Raw genomic sequence first — 14,231 nt, 5'->3', positions numbered from 1 at the left:
GCCCCGCTGGCCGGGTGCAGCTACCCGGGAAACCCCCGGGAACAATGCGCTTATTCGCGCTCCGGCCCTACCCGAGGGGTATGTCGGAGACCGGTGGGATGGACGCGTTCGCCCAGCTCGGCGACGAGCTCCGGGGGGCGCTGTCCGAGCGCGGCTTCACGACGCCGACGGAGCCACAGCGCCGCGCGATTCCGGCGCTCGCGGACGGCCACAACGGCCTCGTGGTGGCGCCCACCGGGACCGGGAAGACGGAGACGGCGATGCTGCCGGTGCTCGACAGCCTCGTGTCGGGCGACGGCGCACCGGAGGGGTTCGGTGCGCTGTACGTGACGCCGCTGCGGGCGCTGAACCGCGACATGCGCGAGCGGCTGGACTGGTGGGGTGAGACCCTCGGGCTGGATGTGGACGTCCGGCACGGCGACACGACGGACTACCAGCGCAAGCAGCAGGCCGACGACCCGCCGGACGTGCTCGTGACGACGCCGGAGACCCTGCAGGCGATGCTCACCGGGAAGAAGCTCCGGGACGGCCTCGCCGACGTCGAGCACGTCGTCGTCGACGAGGTCCACGAGCTGGCGGGCGCGAAGCGCGGCGCACAGCTCTCCATCGGCCTGGAGCGCCTCGTCGAACTGGCGGGAAGCTTCCAGCGCGTCGGGCTGTCGGCGACGGTCGGCGACCCCCACGAGGTCGGGGCGTTCCTCACCGGCGGCCGGGGCTGCGAGATTATCGAGGTCGACGTCACCTCGAAGGTCGACTTCGAAGTCAGAGAGCCCGAGGTCACGGACAGCGACGAGCGGCTGGCCAACGAATTGATGACGAGCCCGGAGATGGCCAGCCACGTCCGGGCGATCCGAGAGATCGTCGACCGCCACGACTCCGTCCTGATATTCGTGAACACCCGGCAGACGGCCGAGGCGCTGGGGTCGCGGTTCAAGGAGCTCGACGCGAACATCGGCGTCCACCACGGGTCGCTGTCCAAGGAGGCCCGCATCGACGTCGAGGACCGCTTCAAGGCCGGCGAGCTCGACGGCTTGCTGTGCACGTCCTCGATGGAGCTGGGCATCGACGTCGGTCGCATCGACCACGTCGTCCAGTACAGCTCGCCCCGGGAGGTCAAGCGGCTGCTGCAGCGCGTCGGCCGCGCCGGCCACCGCCGCGACGAGGTCAGCGAGGGCACCGTCGTCACGGGCAACCCCGACGACGCGCTGGAGGCGCTTGCCATCGCGCGGCGGGCAAGTGAGGGTGCGGTCGAGGAGACCCAGATTCACCACGGCAGCCTCGACACCGTCGCGAACCAGATTGTCGGCGTCGCGATGGACTTCGGGGAGACCGAGGCCTGGCACGCGTACAACGTCGTCACGCGGGCGTACCCGTTCAAGGAACTCCCGGAGGAGACGTTCCGGGAGGTGGCGATGGAGCTACACCGGAACCGGGTGGTGTACGTCGACGAGGACGAGGACACCATCTCGAAGTCCGGGGGGACGTGGCAGTACTACTACGCGAACCTCTCGATGATTCCCGACGAGGAGACCTACGAGGTCTACGACATGGCGGCCGGCCGGCAGGTCGGCACGCTCGACGAGCGGTTCGTCGTGAACTTCGCCGAGCCCGGGGCGACGTTCGTGCAGCGCGGCGAGATGTGGCGCATCACGAACATCGACGAGGACGACCAGCAGGTGGAGGTGTCGCCCATCGAGGACCCGACCGGCGAGGTGCCGTCGTGGACGGGCCAGGAGATTCCGGTACCCTACGAGGTCGCCCAGGCGGTCGGCGAGATGCGGGCGACCGCCGGCAGCCAGTTCGAGGCTGGCGGCACCGACGAGGCGGTCGCCCGGGAGTTCACGGCTCGTTACCCGACCGACGACCGGACCGCACGGGGGGCGCTCGGGCAGGTCTCCCGGCAGACCGAACAGGCGGCGCCCGTGCCCAGCGACGACCGCATCGTCGTCGAGCAGGCCGGCACGACCGTCGTCGTGAACGCCTGCCTCGGCCACGAGGCCAACGAGACGCTCGGCCGGCTGCTGTCGGCGCTGCTCGGCCAGCAGACCGGGTCCTCGGTGGGGCTGGACGTCGGCCCGTACCGCGTCGAACTGGAGGTGCCGGCGCGAGTCAGCGCGAACGACGTCGTGGACGTGCTCCGCGACACCGACCCGGAACACGTCGAGGCGATTCTCGAACTCAGCCTCAAGCAGTCCGAGACGCTGAAGTTCACGCTCGCCAACGTCGCCGCGAAGTTCGGCGCGCTCAAACGTTACCGGACTACGTCCGGTAGGCCGTCAGCTTCCGCTGACGACGGCTGGAAGGGCCGCGACGGCGTCGGGCTCTCCCGGCTGCTCGGCGCGCTCGAGGACACGCCGGTCTACGACGAGGCCGTCCGTGAGGTGTTCCACACCGACCTCGACGTCGAGCGCGCCGGCGAGGTGCTCGAACGCGTACAGTCCGGCGACCTCGAGGTCGACATCGTCGGCGAGCGCACCGCTGTCGGCGCCGGCGGCCGGTCGTCGGGGACCGAGCTGCTGACGCCCGAGAACGCCGACGCGAGCGTCGTCCAGACTGTCAAAGAGCGCATCCGGGACGACCGCGTGAAGCTGTTCTGCGTGCACTGCACGGACTGGACCCACGAGACGAAAGTCCGGCGCGTGACCGACCAGCCGGAGTGCCCGCGCTGCGGGTCGACGCGGGTCGCCGCGCTGTCGCCGTGGGCAGACGAGGTCGTGACCGCCGTCCGGAGCGACGACAAAGACGACGAGCAGGACGACCAGACGGAGCGCGCGTACCGGAACGCGAGCATCGTTCAGAGCCACGGCAAGCAGGCGGTCATCGCCCTGTCCGCTCGCGGCGTCGGGCCGCGGAACGCCGCTCGCGTCATCAACCGCCACCGCGAGGACGAAGCGGACTTCTACCGGGACATCCTCGAACGGGAGCGCGAGTACGCCCGGACCAAGGCATTCTGGTAGCCCACGGCCTCGCGTCCCGGTTCATCGGGGACTGCACCGCCCGAGACGTGTCACAAGCTATTCAAGCGACTCGCGCCTAGCCCCGGTCATGTCACGCAGTCCCCGTTCGACATACAGACTGGCACTGCTGGCGGTCGGGCTCTCCGCTCTCCTGGTGACCGCCGGCTGCGCTGGCTCGCTCGGCGAGCTCGGTGCGAACGACGGCGGCGGCGACGCTGCAAAACTCGACAGCGTGCCGGCGTCCGCCGAGTACGTCGGGTACGTCGACGCCGCCGGGATGGCCAGCGACGAGTCGCTTCGCTCCATCGTGAACACCGCCCTCGAGGCGCGCGGCGAGTACGACGACGAGGCGCCCGCGGACATCGACGCGATGTTCGAGCAGGCCGAGTCCGACAGCGGCCTCGACCTCCAGAAGGTCGAGTCGATGACCGTGTTCGGCACGACCGCGGACGACCCGATGGCGGGTTCGGGCACCTCCGCGGTGATTCTGTCCTCGTCGTACAGCGAAGACGAGCTCGTGTCGGCGATGGAGGAGTCCGACGCCGAGTTCAGCGAGGGCTCGTACGGCGACACCACCGTGTACAGCTACGAGGGCGAGATGGACTCGGGTCGCACACTGGCCGTGCTCGGTGACGGCGAGTTCGCGCTCGGCGACCGGAGCGCCGTCGAGAGCGTCGTCGACGTGCGCGCCGGCGACGCAGACACGCTTGGCGGCGACCTGAAGTCGACGTTCCAGAACACCGACGACGACGGCTACGTCCGGATGGCGATGGCGACCCCGACCGAGGACATCGCCGGCGAAGAGGTCGCCGAGGACGCGCCAATCGACACGTCGACGCTGAACACCGTCGAGTACGTCTCGATGTCGTTCGGGACCGGTGACGGCAACGTCACGACGACGGTGAACATGATCTCAGCGTCCGAGAGCGACGCGAAGCAGACCTACGACCTCGTGGACGGCGCGCTCTCGCTGTACTCCGGGATGGGCAGCGACGAGATGCAGGAGGCCCTCGACGCCGTCTCCGTCGAGCAGGACGGCGACACGGTGACGGTCACGCACTCGGACACCGTGGAGAACGTCGAATCGCTCGTGGAGACGATGTACGGCGCCAGCGTCGGCTCGGCCAGCGAGTCGGGCTCGGCGTCCGAGTCCGACAGCGACAGCGCAGCCGTCTCGCCGGTGACGGCTCCGGCGGCGGCGCTGGCGTAGATGGACGTCCCGTCCCTGCTCGGGAAGGAGCTCCGGTGGGGGCGACACAAGCTGCTCGCGCTCGCGGCGATCTTTCTCGTGTTGCCGGCGGTGTTCGCGTACGTGACCGTCGGCTTCCAGCACGTGCTGCCGACCGACGCGCCGGTCGCCGTGGCGCCACAGACCGCCGCCGTGACCAGCGACGACCTCCGGGTCGTACGGGCGGCGGTCACGATATTCAGCGACCCCGTGCTCTACGAGTCGCGGACGGCGGCGATGGACGCACTGGGCCGCGAACAGGTGTACGCCGTCGTCGCCGTGCCGCCCGCGCTGACCGACGCGGCGCGCGGCGCAGCCGAGTTCACGGTCTACATCGACGGCAGCGTCGTGCCCTACCACGAGCCGTCGCGGGGCGTCACCACGCTGTTGCGGACCGCACTCGACGAGGCGATTCCCCGCGACGTCGCCGTGACCCGGGAGTTTGTCGGCACTGAACACTCGCTGTCGGCGTACCTCGTGCCGACGTTCCTCGTCGCGCTGACCGCCATCGTCGCGCTGGGTTACCTCCCACACACGTTCGAGTCCGAGGCGGCCGTGCTAGACCGGCTGCGGGTCGAAACGAGCCTGCACGCCGTCGTCGCGAGCAAGCTGGCGTTCTTCGCCGTGCTGCTCGTCCTGCCGCTAGCGGCGTTCGACGCGACCACCGCCGCACTCGGCGGGTCGGTGTCCGTGCTCGGGCCAGGCACGCTGCTCGTGGTCGTGTTGACGTTCCTGCTGCTCGGGCTGGTGGCGGCGACCATCCAGTTGCTGGTCGGGTTCGGCGCCTGGGGCCGCATCGCGAACCTGCTCGTGTTGCTGTTCGTGCTCGGGTTCTCGGGGCTGGCGTACCCAGTCGGGTTCTTCTCGCCCGCCCGCCGCTGGCTGGTCAGGCAGGTGCCGACGCACTACGCGGCGATTACCACGCGGGGGTTCGTGCTCCGCGGTGAGCCGGTGGGCGCGTACGCCGACTGGCTGGCCGGGCTCGCGGGCGCGGTCGCCGTGGCTGCGCTGGCGTTCGCCGGCGCCGCCGAGCTGTACGAACGGAGGGCCTGAGAGTGCTCGGTGTCACCGACCTCACGAAGACGTACGGCGACGCGACCGCGCTCGACGAGGTCTCCGTCTCGTGGGACGAGGGTCTGCACTGTCTGGCCGGCCCGAACGGCTCCGGGAAGACGACCCTCCTTCGAGTGCTCGCGGGGCTCACGCGCGCCGACAGCGGCGGCGTCACCGTCCCCGACTCGCTCGGTGTAGCGTTCCAGACGCCGAACGTCTACCCCGACCTCACGGTCGCCGAGAACCTCGACGTCTTCGGCGCGCTCGCGGACGCCGACGACGACTGGCGCGCGTCGCTGGTCGACCAGCTCCGCCTCGGGCCGGTGGTCGGACGGACCGCCAGCGACCTCTCCGGGGGCTTCCGGAAGAAACTCGACCTCGCGCTCGCGCTGCTGAAGCGGCCGGACGCCCTGCTGCTGGACGAGCCGCTCGCGGACCTCGACCCGGCGACCCGACGGCGCCTCGTCGCCACCGCCGTCCGGTACAGCGACGACCACCCCGTCGTCGCATCCACCCACCACCTCGACGCCTTCAGCGAGGACTACGCGACGCTGACGGTGGTCGTCGACGGGCGGGTCGCGGGAGCCTGGGACCGCAGCGACGCACCCGCCAGCCCGGCCGCAGTCTACGAACGGACGCTCGCCGCCAGCGAGGCGGGGCGGGGCAACGGTTTTTAGGTCACGTACCGAGGTTCCGCGTATGGTCGAGGAGACAGAGCGCGACGACATGACCTGGTACCGCTGCGAGGAGTGCGGGCTGATGTTCGACGCGCAGGGCGACGCGCGCCAGCACGAACAGAACTGCGACGCCGAGGAACCGTCGTACCTTCAGTAACAGCAGCTGCCGCCGTCCGCTCGGTCCCCCAGCCCGGCAGTCAGTCCTCGGCGGCGAACAGCTCGTAGGCGTACTCGCCGAGTTCGTCCTCCTCGAACACGAACACGCGACCCCGAGCCGTCTCGGGGTCGGCTTCGACCTCGACGGCGTAGCCGTCCGCTCGCACCGTCACGCCCGGGAACAGCTCTTCCTCCTCGCCCGGGTCCAGCAGCACGCGGCCGACGCCGGTGGACTCCAGAATCTCGTCGTGGGTCTTGAGGTCGTTGACGTACACGAGCACGCCCTCCGTCTCCGTGGGGTCCGTGACGAGCACGTGAACGTCCTTGCCGGGGTTGGTTCGTAGCGTCCCCTCGACGCGCTCCGGGACGCCGTTGTAGAACGTCTCCCGGCCGTCCGTGTACTCGACGTAGACGCCCTCTTCGGCCAGTTCCACGCCGAGTGTGCTCGGCGCGACGTCGTTCCGGGCGCTCATTTCTCGACTCCGAGTTGGCGGCCGGCCGGGAAAACGGCCGCGGTTTGCCCGGAGCGCCAGCCCCAAGTGCACCGCCAGCGAGTGTCACCCATGGACGGGCGCGCTGTGGCGCCGGCCGCGGGCACGGTTCTGAACGCGCTGGCGACTGGCGTCGGGTCGGCGTTCGCGCTGGACTTCGACGTCGAGGCGTCGGTGTCGCTGGAACCCGAACAGCGCGGGGTGTCCGGCGAGGTCGCCGACCACCCGGACGCCGACACCGGCCTCGTGGAGCGCTGCGTGTCCCTGACTGCCGAGCGCTTCGGGGACGGCGAGGGCGGCCACGTCCGCACCGACGGCGAAATCCCGCTCGCGGCGGGGCTGAAGAGTTCGAGTGCGGCGGCGAACGCGACGGTGCTGGCGACGCTGGACGCGCTCGGCGCCGCTGGGGACGTCGACCGCGTCGACGCAGCCCGACTCGGCGTGCAGGCGGCACGGGACGCCGGCGTCACCGTCACGGGCGCGTTCGACGACGCGACGGCGAGTATGCTCGGCGGCCTGACGCTGACGGACAACCGCGAGGACGAACTCGTCTTCCGCGACGAGGTCGACTGGCACGCCGCCGTCTGGACGCCCCCCGAGCGCGCGTACTCCGCGGACGCCGACGTCAGTCGGTGCGAGCGCGTCGCGCCGCTAGCCGACCACGTCGCTGACCTCGCCGCGGCCGGCGACTACGGCACGGCGATGACGGTCAATGGGCTGGCGTTCTGCGCCGCGCTGGACTTCCCGACGGACCCCGCAGTCGTGGCGCTCCCGCACGCCGCCGGTGTCTCGCTGTCCGGCACCGGCCCGAGCTACGTCGCGGTCGGCGACGAGGACGGCATCGAGGAGGTGGCTACACTATGGCACGAGAACCCGGGGACGGTCAGGGTGACGACGACGCAACTGGCCGGGGCCCGGACGACATGACACTGGACGAACTCCGCGAGGAGATCGAGAGCATCGACCGCGAGATAGTGGACCTCATCGCGCGACGCACGTACGTCGCCGAGACCATCGCCGACGTGAAAGCCGAGCAGGGGCTGTCGACGACCGACGAGTCCCAGGAGGAGGCCGTAATGGAGCGCGCCGGCGAGAACGCCGCGGCGTTCGGCGTCGACGACAACCTCGTGAAGGCAATCTTCCGGCTGCTGATCGAACTGAACAAAATCGAGCAGCGGGAGACGCGGTAGGCGAATTTGGGCGTTTCAGGGCGTATACTTCGCCCCGACGAAATAAATCCTCTTCCGGAAGTTGCTCTATCGTTCCGGACTCGACGAGCAGCCGAAAGATTCGATGTTCGTCTGCTACATGGCCACGACCACCGTTTCAAGCAATCCGAATTCAGTATAGATGACCAGATCTCGCTAAGTATAGACGAACGATTAAGCGGAGTGCGCTGTGAGAGGGTAATTATGGGGATTAACGCGTGGTTGGAGGGGCAGTCTCTTCTTGGACAAGCACTGATTGGCGCGGTCGTCGTTGCTATTGTCACCTTCGCGTTGAACTATGCATCGGGGGCGGTTGCGGCGGCAGGCACAGCGGCTATTTCTGGGGTTGTCATCGGCGGCACGTACTATCTTGGACTGCGAGTGTTCAGTGAGTGATTAGCCGAACTCGTTGTGGAGAATCCCTCGGAGGTCGTAGAGGTTCGCAACGACTGCGCAGACCACCATTAGGAGGCCGGCGGCGAAGAAGGCGACTAATCCCACAGTACTCTCGAAGAGTCGCTCGGGCATGAGGAAGCCGAGCGCAATCACCCCCATACAGACGATTGCGACACCAACAACGAGGGCTGCGCCAAATCCTCGGAGAGACGGACGAGTCACCATACCAGATTACATCTCCGCATAGATGAAAACTGTGTGGCAAAATCGCAGACCTACTAACCGGTCATTTCGACGTTTTATAGCTGGAAATCAAAATCAGAGTTCGAAGCGGTGCGTAGCCAAACAATGTGGGGCTTGACGGTTCTCTAGGTGGTCGATCCACCGCAAAACACAATATTCTGTATCTACAAATTTTCCGGTATGCCAAGTATCACCGTCAACGTAGACGACGAGCTCAAAGACCGGATGGAGAAACATCCGGAGATCAACTGGAGTGAGGTTACCCGACAGGCCATCCAGGAGAAAATCGAGGCCCTCGAAGTGATGGACGAACTCACTAGCCAAAGCGAGCTCACTGAGAGCGACGTCACGGAGATTGCGGATCGAATCAACGAGCGTGGACGCGAGCGCGTCGAAGAACAATCGGAGTAGCTCCTGGATGAAGCTGGTTATCGACGCCAACGTCGTCATTTCTGCGCTCATTGCTGATTCGAAAACGCGTGAGCTCATCGTCACGCTCGAACCCGACTTGTTGACGCCCACGTTCGTCCACGACGAAATCGGGAACTACGAAGACCTCATTGTCGAGAAGTCCGGGATGAGACCTCAGCGCGTCCAGCAGTTCATCGACCTTTTGTTCCAGTACATCGAGGTCGTCCCCGCAGACGAGTTCTATCCCTACATTGAAGAGGCCAATAGCGCGATTGGTGAGAGCGATCCTGACGACGTGCTGTACGTTGCGTGTGCCCTAGCTAGCGACGCCGACATCTGGAGCGATGATTCCGATTTCGACGAACAGGACCTCGTCGAGACGTATTCAACGAGCGACGTGATCGATTCGTTCGACACGCGCTAGCCGGTCGAGACTGGCGACTACAGGATACGGCGAGGTTCTTAAATGTACTCCTATTATAGCGTTTTCAACCGCGTATTCGCCGGAATAGAATCATAATCGGGGTTTGATTTCACCGCTACGCAGTATGGGTTTCAGCTACCTGAACAAGATCGAGCAGCGGGAGACGCGGTAGGCGGGCAACGGAATCTGCGTTACTCGTCGTCGGTCGGTTCGAGTGGCACTCGTTCCACCTCGACGTCTTCGTAGTCTCTCTCGGAGGAGAGTACGTCCATCCCTCGCGTTTCCGCTTTCGCCGCGTGGAACGCGTCGAACGGCGTCATTCCCTCGTCGTAGTAGTTGACGGCTTTCAGCACGACCTGTTTCTCTTCTTCGTCCCGCACGGGGACGAGTTCGAGCAGGTTCGCCACCAGCGGCACGTAATCGAACTCGTAGCGTTCCCGGGCGAGGAGGAGTTCGAGGTACGAGAACGGCGACGTCTCGACGTCGTACTCGGCGAGGGCGTCCTCAGCGGAGCCCTGTAACCAATCGGAGTCTTTGGCGAGTGCGAGCAGGAAGTCCGTCTCGACGTACACCGTCATCTGTCGCCGCCGACTTCCTCAGCCTCGTCTTTCGCCTCGGCCTCGATGTCCTCCCGGATCTTCTCGACGGACGAGTCGTGAAGTTCGCCTGCGGCCTCGCGGACAGCGGCGAGTGGATCGTCTGCGACCGGTATCAGTTCGATTCTGTCCTCGTACATGACGATGTGATACTTCTGGCCGTACTTTTCCCGCACCTCCTTCGGGATGTACAGCCGTCCCTGGCCATCCGTCTCTGTTGACATAGATGAGGATACGACACCATAGACAAAGAATCTTACCACTAGATCGTTCTTGATGGCTCCCACCAGATCGTTTCAGTAGTGTGTATGGTGGATTTCGGCTATCTGAACAAAATCGAGCAGCGGGAAACGCGGTAGGCGTCGCGCCCCGCTGCCGACGACCGGCGACGTGCTGGTGGCGTCGCCGACGGCGTGCGTTCAGACGAGGTCGTCGGCGATGCCGGCGGCCACCGGGATTCTCGGCGTCTCGCCCTGGTAGGCGCGCACGATCAGGTACAGCCAGAGCACGAACCCGGCGACGGCGACGGCGAACCAGACGAGAGAGAGGAACAGCGACAGCAGGCCGAAGACGAAGAAGCCACCGCCGCCGCCGAGGCCCGCCGAGGTGAGCGTCGAGAGCAGGCTGACGCCGACGCTCGCGACGAAGAACGCGCCGAAGACGACGATGCTCTGTGCGGCGTGGAAGCGCACGAACTCGTTGTCTCGTTCGAGCACGAAGAAGAGGACGCCGGTGAGGATGCCGAGCACGTAGGCGAGTGCGCCGGCGACGTTCGGTTCGAGGCCGGTGTCGGTTGTCGCGCTGGTTCGGTCGGTCGGCGTGCCGGGGGTGTCGCTGGTCTCCTGGGACATGGCGGGTACAGCCACCACTACGGGAGTGTGACAGATTACCAAATTGCCCACGCTGTGGCCGCTTCCCGCCGACTACTGGCCGGCTGGTCGCCCGGTAGTAGCCCGTGAGCTGCCAGTTGTAGACCGCTGGTCGTCCGCGAGCCCCGGAGCCGCGTCCCGGTCGCGGCCACCTGTTCGCCGCGGCGCCCTCAGAAGTCGGCCGAGAGCGCGTCCAGTGCCTCGTGGCGTTCGGTCGAGTGCGGGGCGGTCAGCGGCGAGACGGAGACGTGGCCGTCGAGGACGGCGCGGCGGTCGGTACCCTCGGGGTCGGGGACGTCGCCGGTCGCCATCGCGTCCCACATCCGGTCGTGGAGCGTGACCGTGTCGCCGTTCTGCTCGGCGGTCATGTCGTAGGCGTGGGAGGGCCGCGTGACGACCATCTCGCCGGTGGCGTCGGCCTCCGGGTGGGGGGCGTTGACGTTCAGGTAGTCGGCCGTCTCGAAGACGCCGGCGTCGACAGCCTCCCGCGCGAGGTGCCTTGTGGCGTCAACGGCGTGCTCGTAGTCCGCGACCTCCGTCGGCTCACCGAACTGGTCCTCACGCATGTACATCGAGACCGCTATCGACGGCACGCCGAAGAACGCCGCCTCGACGGCCGCGCTGACGGTGCCGGAGCGCCCGAGGACGTACATCCCGAGGTTGCCGCCCTCGTTCACGCCCGACACCACGAGGTCCGGGTACGGGCCGAGCGCCTCCAGCCCGGCGACGATACAGTCCGAGGGCGTCCCCTCGACGGCGTACCCGAGGTCGTGGTCGTGGACGGCGACCTCACTCGACATCGCGCGCCCCGACGCGCTCTGGTTGTCCGCGGGCGCGACGACGGTGACGTTGCCCACCGCTTCGAGGCCCTCGGCGAGCGCGCGGATGCCGGGCGCGTCGATACCGTCGTCGTTCGTCACGAGAATCTCGGGCTCGTCGGCGTCCATCGTGTGAGCGTCGGCGCGACGGTGAAAGAGCGTTTCGGGAAGCGTCGGCCAGCCGAAGCTACTTCTACGGGCCTCGACTGGGTTGGCGTCCAGTCGTGTCCACGGAGCACCTCAACCGCGCGTTCGTCCGCGAGCAGACCGACCGCCTGCAGGCCGACTACGGCTCGGTCCCCGTCGTCGAGGAGACGGTCGTCGTGGACGCCGGGTCGTTTCCCCGAGTACGTGGCGAGCGCCCGCGACAGAGGCCTGTTCAACGCACGGACGCGACTTTTTCAGACGGCGTCGACGACGGTCTCCTCGTCGAGCACGAAGTTGTAGGCGTCCTCGTCGTCGTTCCACAGCACGAGTGCGTCCTCGACGGAGAGGAGGTCGCCGTAGTCGGCGGTCTCGACGTCGCGGTTCAGGCTCGTCGGCCGGACGAGCACGGCGTAGCAGTCGGTGTCCTCGCTGCCGTCGCTCACCTTGAACACCGGGTTGGTGTCGTCGCCGTCGCCAGCGAGGTTCCGGGAGAGCTTGGCGACCAGCAGGTCGGCGCGGTCGGTGACGCGGTCGTCGGCGTCACCGAGCGTCAGCAGGCGGTCGCCGGACAGTTCGACGTCGTGCTGGCGGCGGTCGTCCAGTCGCAGCAGCGAGTACGAGAACCGGACGTCGGTGTGCCGGAACTCGCCGGGGTCCTGGCTGGCGTCGGCGAGCCGGGCCTGCACGGCTGGCACCTCGACGGCTGGCTGCTCGTCGAACGTCCACCCTCGGTCCGACGGCCGGCGGCCCGGCCAGAGCCGCGGCGTCGGCCCGTAGACGGTCGCCGGGTCGTCCTCGACGGTGCGCTCCACCTCGCGGAGGTGCGTGCTCGTGTGCTTGTCCGCGGGCGCGAGCGCGATGACCGTCCCGTCGTCGGCCAGACCGTCGAGGTACCGGCGGACGACCGACTCGGCGTCCTCGAGCTCCGAGAGCACCGAGCACGCCAGCACCAGGTCGTACTCGCCGTCGGGGTCGAAGTCCTCGGCGGTCTCCCGATGAATCGTCGCGTGGACGTTGCGCGGCGTCTCCTCGAGCAGTTCGTCCAGCACGTCCGCGGCGGCGCTCGGCTCGACGGCGTGGTAGTCCACCAGCGCCTCGTCGGGCAGGAAGTCGAACAGCCCGAGCGCAGGGCCGCCGACACCCGCGCCGAGGTCCAGCACGCGGAGGTCGTGGCCGAGCAAGCCGTCCCGCGCGAGGTCCGCCAGCACGTACTGGACGGCCGCGTAGTAGCTCGCGAGGTGGTAGACCGCGTACCCCAGTGCGACCTCCCGGTCGTACTCGACGGGGTTCCGGCGGTAGTAGTCGTCCTTGAACCGTCGAATCGTCTCCCGGAGGCGGTCGCCGCTGTCGTCGCGGTGCCAGTCGGCGCCGTACTCCGCGACGAGTTCCTCCTCGACCACGCGGTCGTAGCGCTCCGGCAGCGCCTGCACGCCGTGGAACGACGTCCGCACGGGCTCCTCGGGCGGCACCACGAACGTGCCGTCGTCGCGCTCCACGACCCCGAGGTCGGCGGCGTGCTCGCGCAACACCTGCCGGACGACCGCGTCGTGGGGCTGGTCCTCCACGTACTCCCGGAGCTCCCCGGGGTCCAGCGGTCGGACGCCCCGCAGGTACTTCGCGGCGTCCAGCACGGCGTCCCTATCGACCGGCATCGTCGTACACCTCCGCGAAGGCCGCGCCGTCGTCCCCGCTCGCTCCATTGTCGACGTCCTCGTCGGCGGCGCCACCGGCTGCGTCGACGGCGTCCGCGAGCCGCTGGGCGGCCGCTGCGACCTCTTCGGCGCCGCCGAACGCCGACTGGATGTCGCCGTACACCCGGGGGTTGCCGCCGGTCACGCGGTCGGCGAGCGCCGCCAGCTCCTCGTAGACCGGTGTCGCGAGCGCGTCCGGCACGTCGTCAGCGGCGAGCGCGAACGCCAGCACCGCCGCGTGCGTCCGACCCTGGATCGTCGCCATCGCGTCGTCGTGCTCCCCGGCACCGACGTCGACCAGTTCGTTGCCCGCGTCGGCGAACCACTCCCGGACGGCGTCGGTCACCGGCCCCGGCGTCTGCTCGGTGATGGCGACGCGACCCGGCGCGTGCTCGGGCGCGAACAGCGGGTGGAAGCTCGCGTGCTCGGCGTCGGGTGCCGCGTCGGCCATCGCCGCCAGCGGCCCGGCCATCTCGCCCGTGAAGTCGACGACAGCGTCGGTTGCCTTCGGCGCGTGGCGCTCGACGGCGGCCGCCGCCACGCGCAGCGGCACCGCCACCGCGACGACCGCGAACTGCTCGTCCGTGTCCAGTGCGACGGCGCGAGCGTTCGCTCCGGCGGCCGCGGCTGCGTCCTCGGCCCGCTGCGGGTCGACGTCGGCGAACGCCACGGGCGCGTCCACCGTATCGGCCACCCAGCGGCCGACCGCGCCAGCGCCGACTACGAGTACCTCCATCGGAGGAGCGTAGCGCCCCTGCCGGCAAAAGACGTTCGCACCCGGGAGCAGGCGGGCAGTCCCGCGTCGGTGGGCGGCCGGTGGCCGCGGCTGGAGGGACAGGTGGCCGGCGGTCGGGCGTCGTGGGGAT

18 protein-coding genes are annotated in these 14,231 nt (G+C 68.1%); 10 read left to right on the top strand and 8 right to left on the bottom strand.

The window, feature by feature from the left end; all coding sequences use genetic code 11:
* Positions 1–80 precede the first annotated feature (80 nt).
* The 5 genes from LT971_RS07010 to LT971_RS16415 all read left to right on the top strand — a co-directional run bounded on the left by LT971_RS07010 (position 81) and on the right by LT971_RS16415 (position 6,072).
* A complete protein-coding gene (locus LT971_RS07010; RefSeq protein WP_237006133.1) occupies positions 81–2,957 on the top strand; it encodes a DEAD/DEAH box helicase in 2,877 nt (958 codons plus the stop codon).
* An 88-nt stretch (positions 2,958–3,045) separates the two neighbouring features.
* Complete coding sequence (locus LT971_RS07005; RefSeq protein WP_237006132.1) at positions 3,046–4,167, top strand: hypothetical protein; 1,122 nt, start codon at positions 3,046–3,048, stop codon at positions 4,165–4,167.
* On the top strand, positions 4,168–5,238 hold the full coding sequence (locus LT971_RS07000) for an ABC transporter (RefSeq protein ID WP_237006131.1): 1,071 nt from the start codon (positions 4,168–4,170) through the stop codon (positions 5,236–5,238).
* 2 nt (positions 5,239–5,240) lie between these two features.
* Positions 5,241–5,915: an ATP-binding cassette domain-containing protein gene (locus LT971_RS06995; protein ID WP_237006130.1), complete on the top strand. Its 675-nt coding sequence runs from the start codon at positions 5,241–5,243 to the stop codon at positions 5,913–5,915.
* A gap of 22 nt (positions 5,916–5,937) precedes the next feature.
* Complete coding sequence (locus LT971_RS16415) at positions 5,938–6,072, top strand: DUF7128 family protein (protein WP_272904618.1); 135 nt, start codon at positions 5,938–5,940, stop codon at positions 6,070–6,072.
* Between the two features lie 40 nt (positions 6,073–6,112).
* On the opposite strand, the gene LT971_RS06990 is transcribed toward LT971_RS16415, so the two are convergent.
* Entirely contained in the window at positions 6,113–6,544 is a 432-nt protein-coding gene (locus LT971_RS06990) for a DUF5796 family protein (protein WP_237006129.1), read from the bottom strand.
* 90 nt (positions 6,545–6,634) lie between these two features.
* On the opposite strand from LT971_RS06990, the gene LT971_RS06985 reads away from it, so the two are divergent.
* The 3 genes from LT971_RS06985 (at position 6,635) to LT971_RS06975 (ending at position 8,166) form a co-directional block, all read left to right on the top strand.
* Positions 6,635–7,489: a shikimate kinase gene (locus LT971_RS06985; protein WP_237006128.1), complete on the top strand. Its 855-nt coding sequence runs from the start codon at positions 6,635–6,637 to the stop codon at positions 7,487–7,489.
* Positions 7,423–7,752: a chorismate mutase gene (locus tag LT971_RS06980; RefSeq protein WP_425293266.1), complete on the top strand. Its 330-nt coding sequence runs from the start codon at positions 7,423–7,425 to the stop codon at positions 7,750–7,752. Before LT971_RS06985 ends, LT971_RS06980 begins: the two co-directional genes overlap by 67 nt.
* 222 nt (positions 7,753–7,974) lie before the next feature.
* A complete protein-coding gene (locus tag LT971_RS06975) occupies positions 7,975–8,166 on the top strand; it encodes a hypothetical protein (protein WP_237006126.1) in 192 nt (63 codons plus the stop codon).
* Here LT971_RS06975 and LT971_RS06970 read toward each other — a convergent pair whose 3' ends face one another.
* A complete protein-coding gene (locus tag LT971_RS06970) occupies positions 8,167–8,391 on the bottom strand; it encodes a hypothetical protein (protein ID WP_237006125.1) in 225 nt (74 codons plus the stop codon). It lies immediately after the preceding gene.
* Positions 8,392–8,589: 198 nt separating this feature from the next.
* Between LT971_RS06970 and LT971_RS06965 the strand changes: the two genes are divergently transcribed.
* Together LT971_RS06965 and LT971_RS06960 are read left to right on the top strand one after the other, a co-directional pair.
* Positions 8,590–8,820, top strand: coding sequence for an AF_0619 family ribbon-helix-helix protein (locus LT971_RS06965; RefSeq protein WP_237006124.1), 231 nt, complete (start codon positions 8,590–8,592; stop codon positions 8,818–8,820).
* Positions 8,821–8,827: 7 nt separating this feature from the next.
* The gene (locus LT971_RS06960) at positions 8,828–9,244 is read left to right on the top strand and encodes a PIN domain-containing protein (RefSeq protein ID WP_237006123.1); all 417 of its coding nucleotides are present in this window, start codon (positions 8,828–8,830) and stop codon (positions 9,242–9,244) included.
* A 191-nt stretch (positions 9,245–9,435) separates the two neighbouring features.
* On the opposite strand, the gene LT971_RS06955 is transcribed toward LT971_RS06960, so the two are convergent.
* From LT971_RS06955 to LT971_RS06930, 6 genes are all read right to left on the bottom strand, one after another.
* Positions 9,436–9,822: a PIN domain-containing protein gene (locus tag LT971_RS06955; protein WP_237006122.1), complete on the bottom strand. Its 387-nt coding sequence runs from the start codon at positions 9,820–9,822 to the stop codon at positions 9,436–9,438.
* Positions 9,819–10,064 carry an AbrB/MazE/SpoVT family DNA-binding domain-containing protein gene (locus LT971_RS06950; protein ID WP_237006121.1) on the bottom strand — a complete coding sequence of 82 codons (246 nt, stop codon included), beginning with the start codon at positions 10,062–10,064 and terminating at the stop codon, positions 9,819–9,821. The genes LT971_RS06955 and LT971_RS06950 overlap by 4 nt, the downstream gene beginning before the upstream one ends.
* Before the next feature lie 195 nt (positions 10,065–10,259).
* A complete protein-coding gene (locus LT971_RS06945; RefSeq protein ID WP_237006120.1) occupies positions 10,260–10,691 on the bottom strand; it encodes a DUF4870 domain-containing protein in 432 nt (143 codons plus the stop codon).
* 188 nt (positions 10,692–10,879) lie between these two features.
* Positions 10,880–11,656, bottom strand: a complete 777-nt coding sequence (gene surE / locus LT971_RS06940; protein WP_237006119.1) for a 5'/3'-nucleotidase SurE — start codon at positions 11,654–11,656, stop codon at positions 10,880–10,882.
* 272 nt (positions 11,657–11,928) lie between these two features.
* Positions 11,929–13,326, bottom strand: coding sequence for a small ribosomal subunit Rsm22 family protein (locus LT971_RS06935; RefSeq protein ID WP_237006118.1), 1,398 nt, complete (start codon positions 13,324–13,326; stop codon positions 11,929–11,931).
* The gene (locus LT971_RS06930) at positions 13,313–14,101 is read right to left on the bottom strand and encodes a prephenate dehydrogenase/arogenate dehydrogenase family protein (protein WP_237006117.1); all 789 of its coding nucleotides are present in this window, start codon (positions 14,099–14,101) and stop codon (positions 13,313–13,315) included. Before LT971_RS06930 ends, LT971_RS06935 begins: the two co-directional genes overlap by 14 nt.
* Positions 14,102–14,231 lie beyond the last annotated feature (130 nt).

It is taken from the genome of Halobacterium rubrum (assembly GCF_021729015.1).
Lineage (GTDB): Archaea > Halobacteriota > Halobacteria > Halobacteriales > Halobacteriaceae > Halobacterium > Halobacterium rubrum.
Note: the sequence above shows the minus strand (reverse complement) of the source record. Positions and strands in the feature narration are given on the sequence as shown.

Excerpts from the sequence above, each read along its gene's own strand:
- LT971_RS07010 (WP_237006133.1), top strand. The coding sequence starts at position 81 with ATGTCGGAGACCGGTGGGATGGACGCGTTCGCCCAGCTCGGCGACGAG.
- LT971_RS07005 (WP_237006132.1), top strand. The coding sequence starts at position 3,046 with ATGTCACGCAGTCCCCGTTCGACATACAGACTGGCACTGCTGGCGGTC.
- LT971_RS07000 (WP_237006131.1), top strand. The coding sequence starts at position 4,168 with ATGGACGTCCCGTCCCTGCTCGGGAAGGAGCTCCGGTGGGGGCGACAC.
- LT971_RS16415 (WP_272904618.1), top strand. The coding sequence starts at position 5,938 with ATGGTCGAGGAGACAGAGCGCGACGACATGACCTGGTACCGCTGCGAG.
- LT971_RS06990 (WP_237006129.1), bottom strand. The coding sequence starts at position 6,544 with ATGAGCGCCCGGAACGACGTCGCGCCGAGCACACTCGGCGTGGAACTG.
- LT971_RS06985 (WP_237006128.1), top strand. The coding sequence starts at position 6,635 with ATGGACGGGCGCGCTGTGGCGCCGGCCGCGGGCACGGTTCTGAACGCG.
- LT971_RS06980 (WP_425293266.1), top strand. The coding sequence starts at position 7,423 with ATGGCACGAGAACCCGGGGACGGTCAGGGTGACGACGACGCAACTGGC.
- LT971_RS06975 (WP_237006126.1), top strand. The coding sequence starts at position 7,975 with ATGGGGATTAACGCGTGGTTGGAGGGGCAGTCTCTTCTTGGACAAGCA.
- LT971_RS06970 (WP_237006125.1), bottom strand. The coding sequence starts at position 8,391 with ATGGTGACTCGTCCGTCTCTCCGAGGATTTGGCGCAGCCCTCGTTGTT.
- LT971_RS06965 (WP_237006124.1), top strand. The coding sequence starts at position 8,590 with ATGCCAAGTATCACCGTCAACGTAGACGACGAGCTCAAAGACCGGATG.
- LT971_RS06960 (WP_237006123.1), top strand. The coding sequence starts at position 8,828 with ATGAAGCTGGTTATCGACGCCAACGTCGTCATTTCTGCGCTCATTGCT.
- LT971_RS06955 (WP_237006122.1), bottom strand. The coding sequence starts at position 9,822 with ATGACGGTGTACGTCGAGACGGACTTCCTGCTCGCACTCGCCAAAGAC.
- LT971_RS06950 (WP_237006121.1), bottom strand. The coding sequence starts at position 10,064 with ATGTCAACAGAGACGGATGGCCAGGGACGGCTGTACATCCCGAAGGAG.
- LT971_RS06945 (WP_237006120.1), bottom strand. The coding sequence starts at position 10,691 with ATGTCCCAGGAGACCAGCGACACCCCCGGCACGCCGACCGACCGAACC.
- surE (WP_237006119.1), bottom strand. The coding sequence starts at position 11,656 with ATGGACGCCGACGAGCCCGAGATTCTCGTGACGAACGACGACGGTATC.
- LT971_RS06935 (WP_237006118.1), bottom strand. The coding sequence starts at position 13,326 with ATGCCGGTCGATAGGGACGCCGTGCTGGACGCCGCGAAGTACCTGCGG.
- LT971_RS06930 (WP_237006117.1), bottom strand. The coding sequence starts at position 14,101 with ATGGAGGTACTCGTAGTCGGCGCTGGCGCGGTCGGCCGCTGGGTGGCC.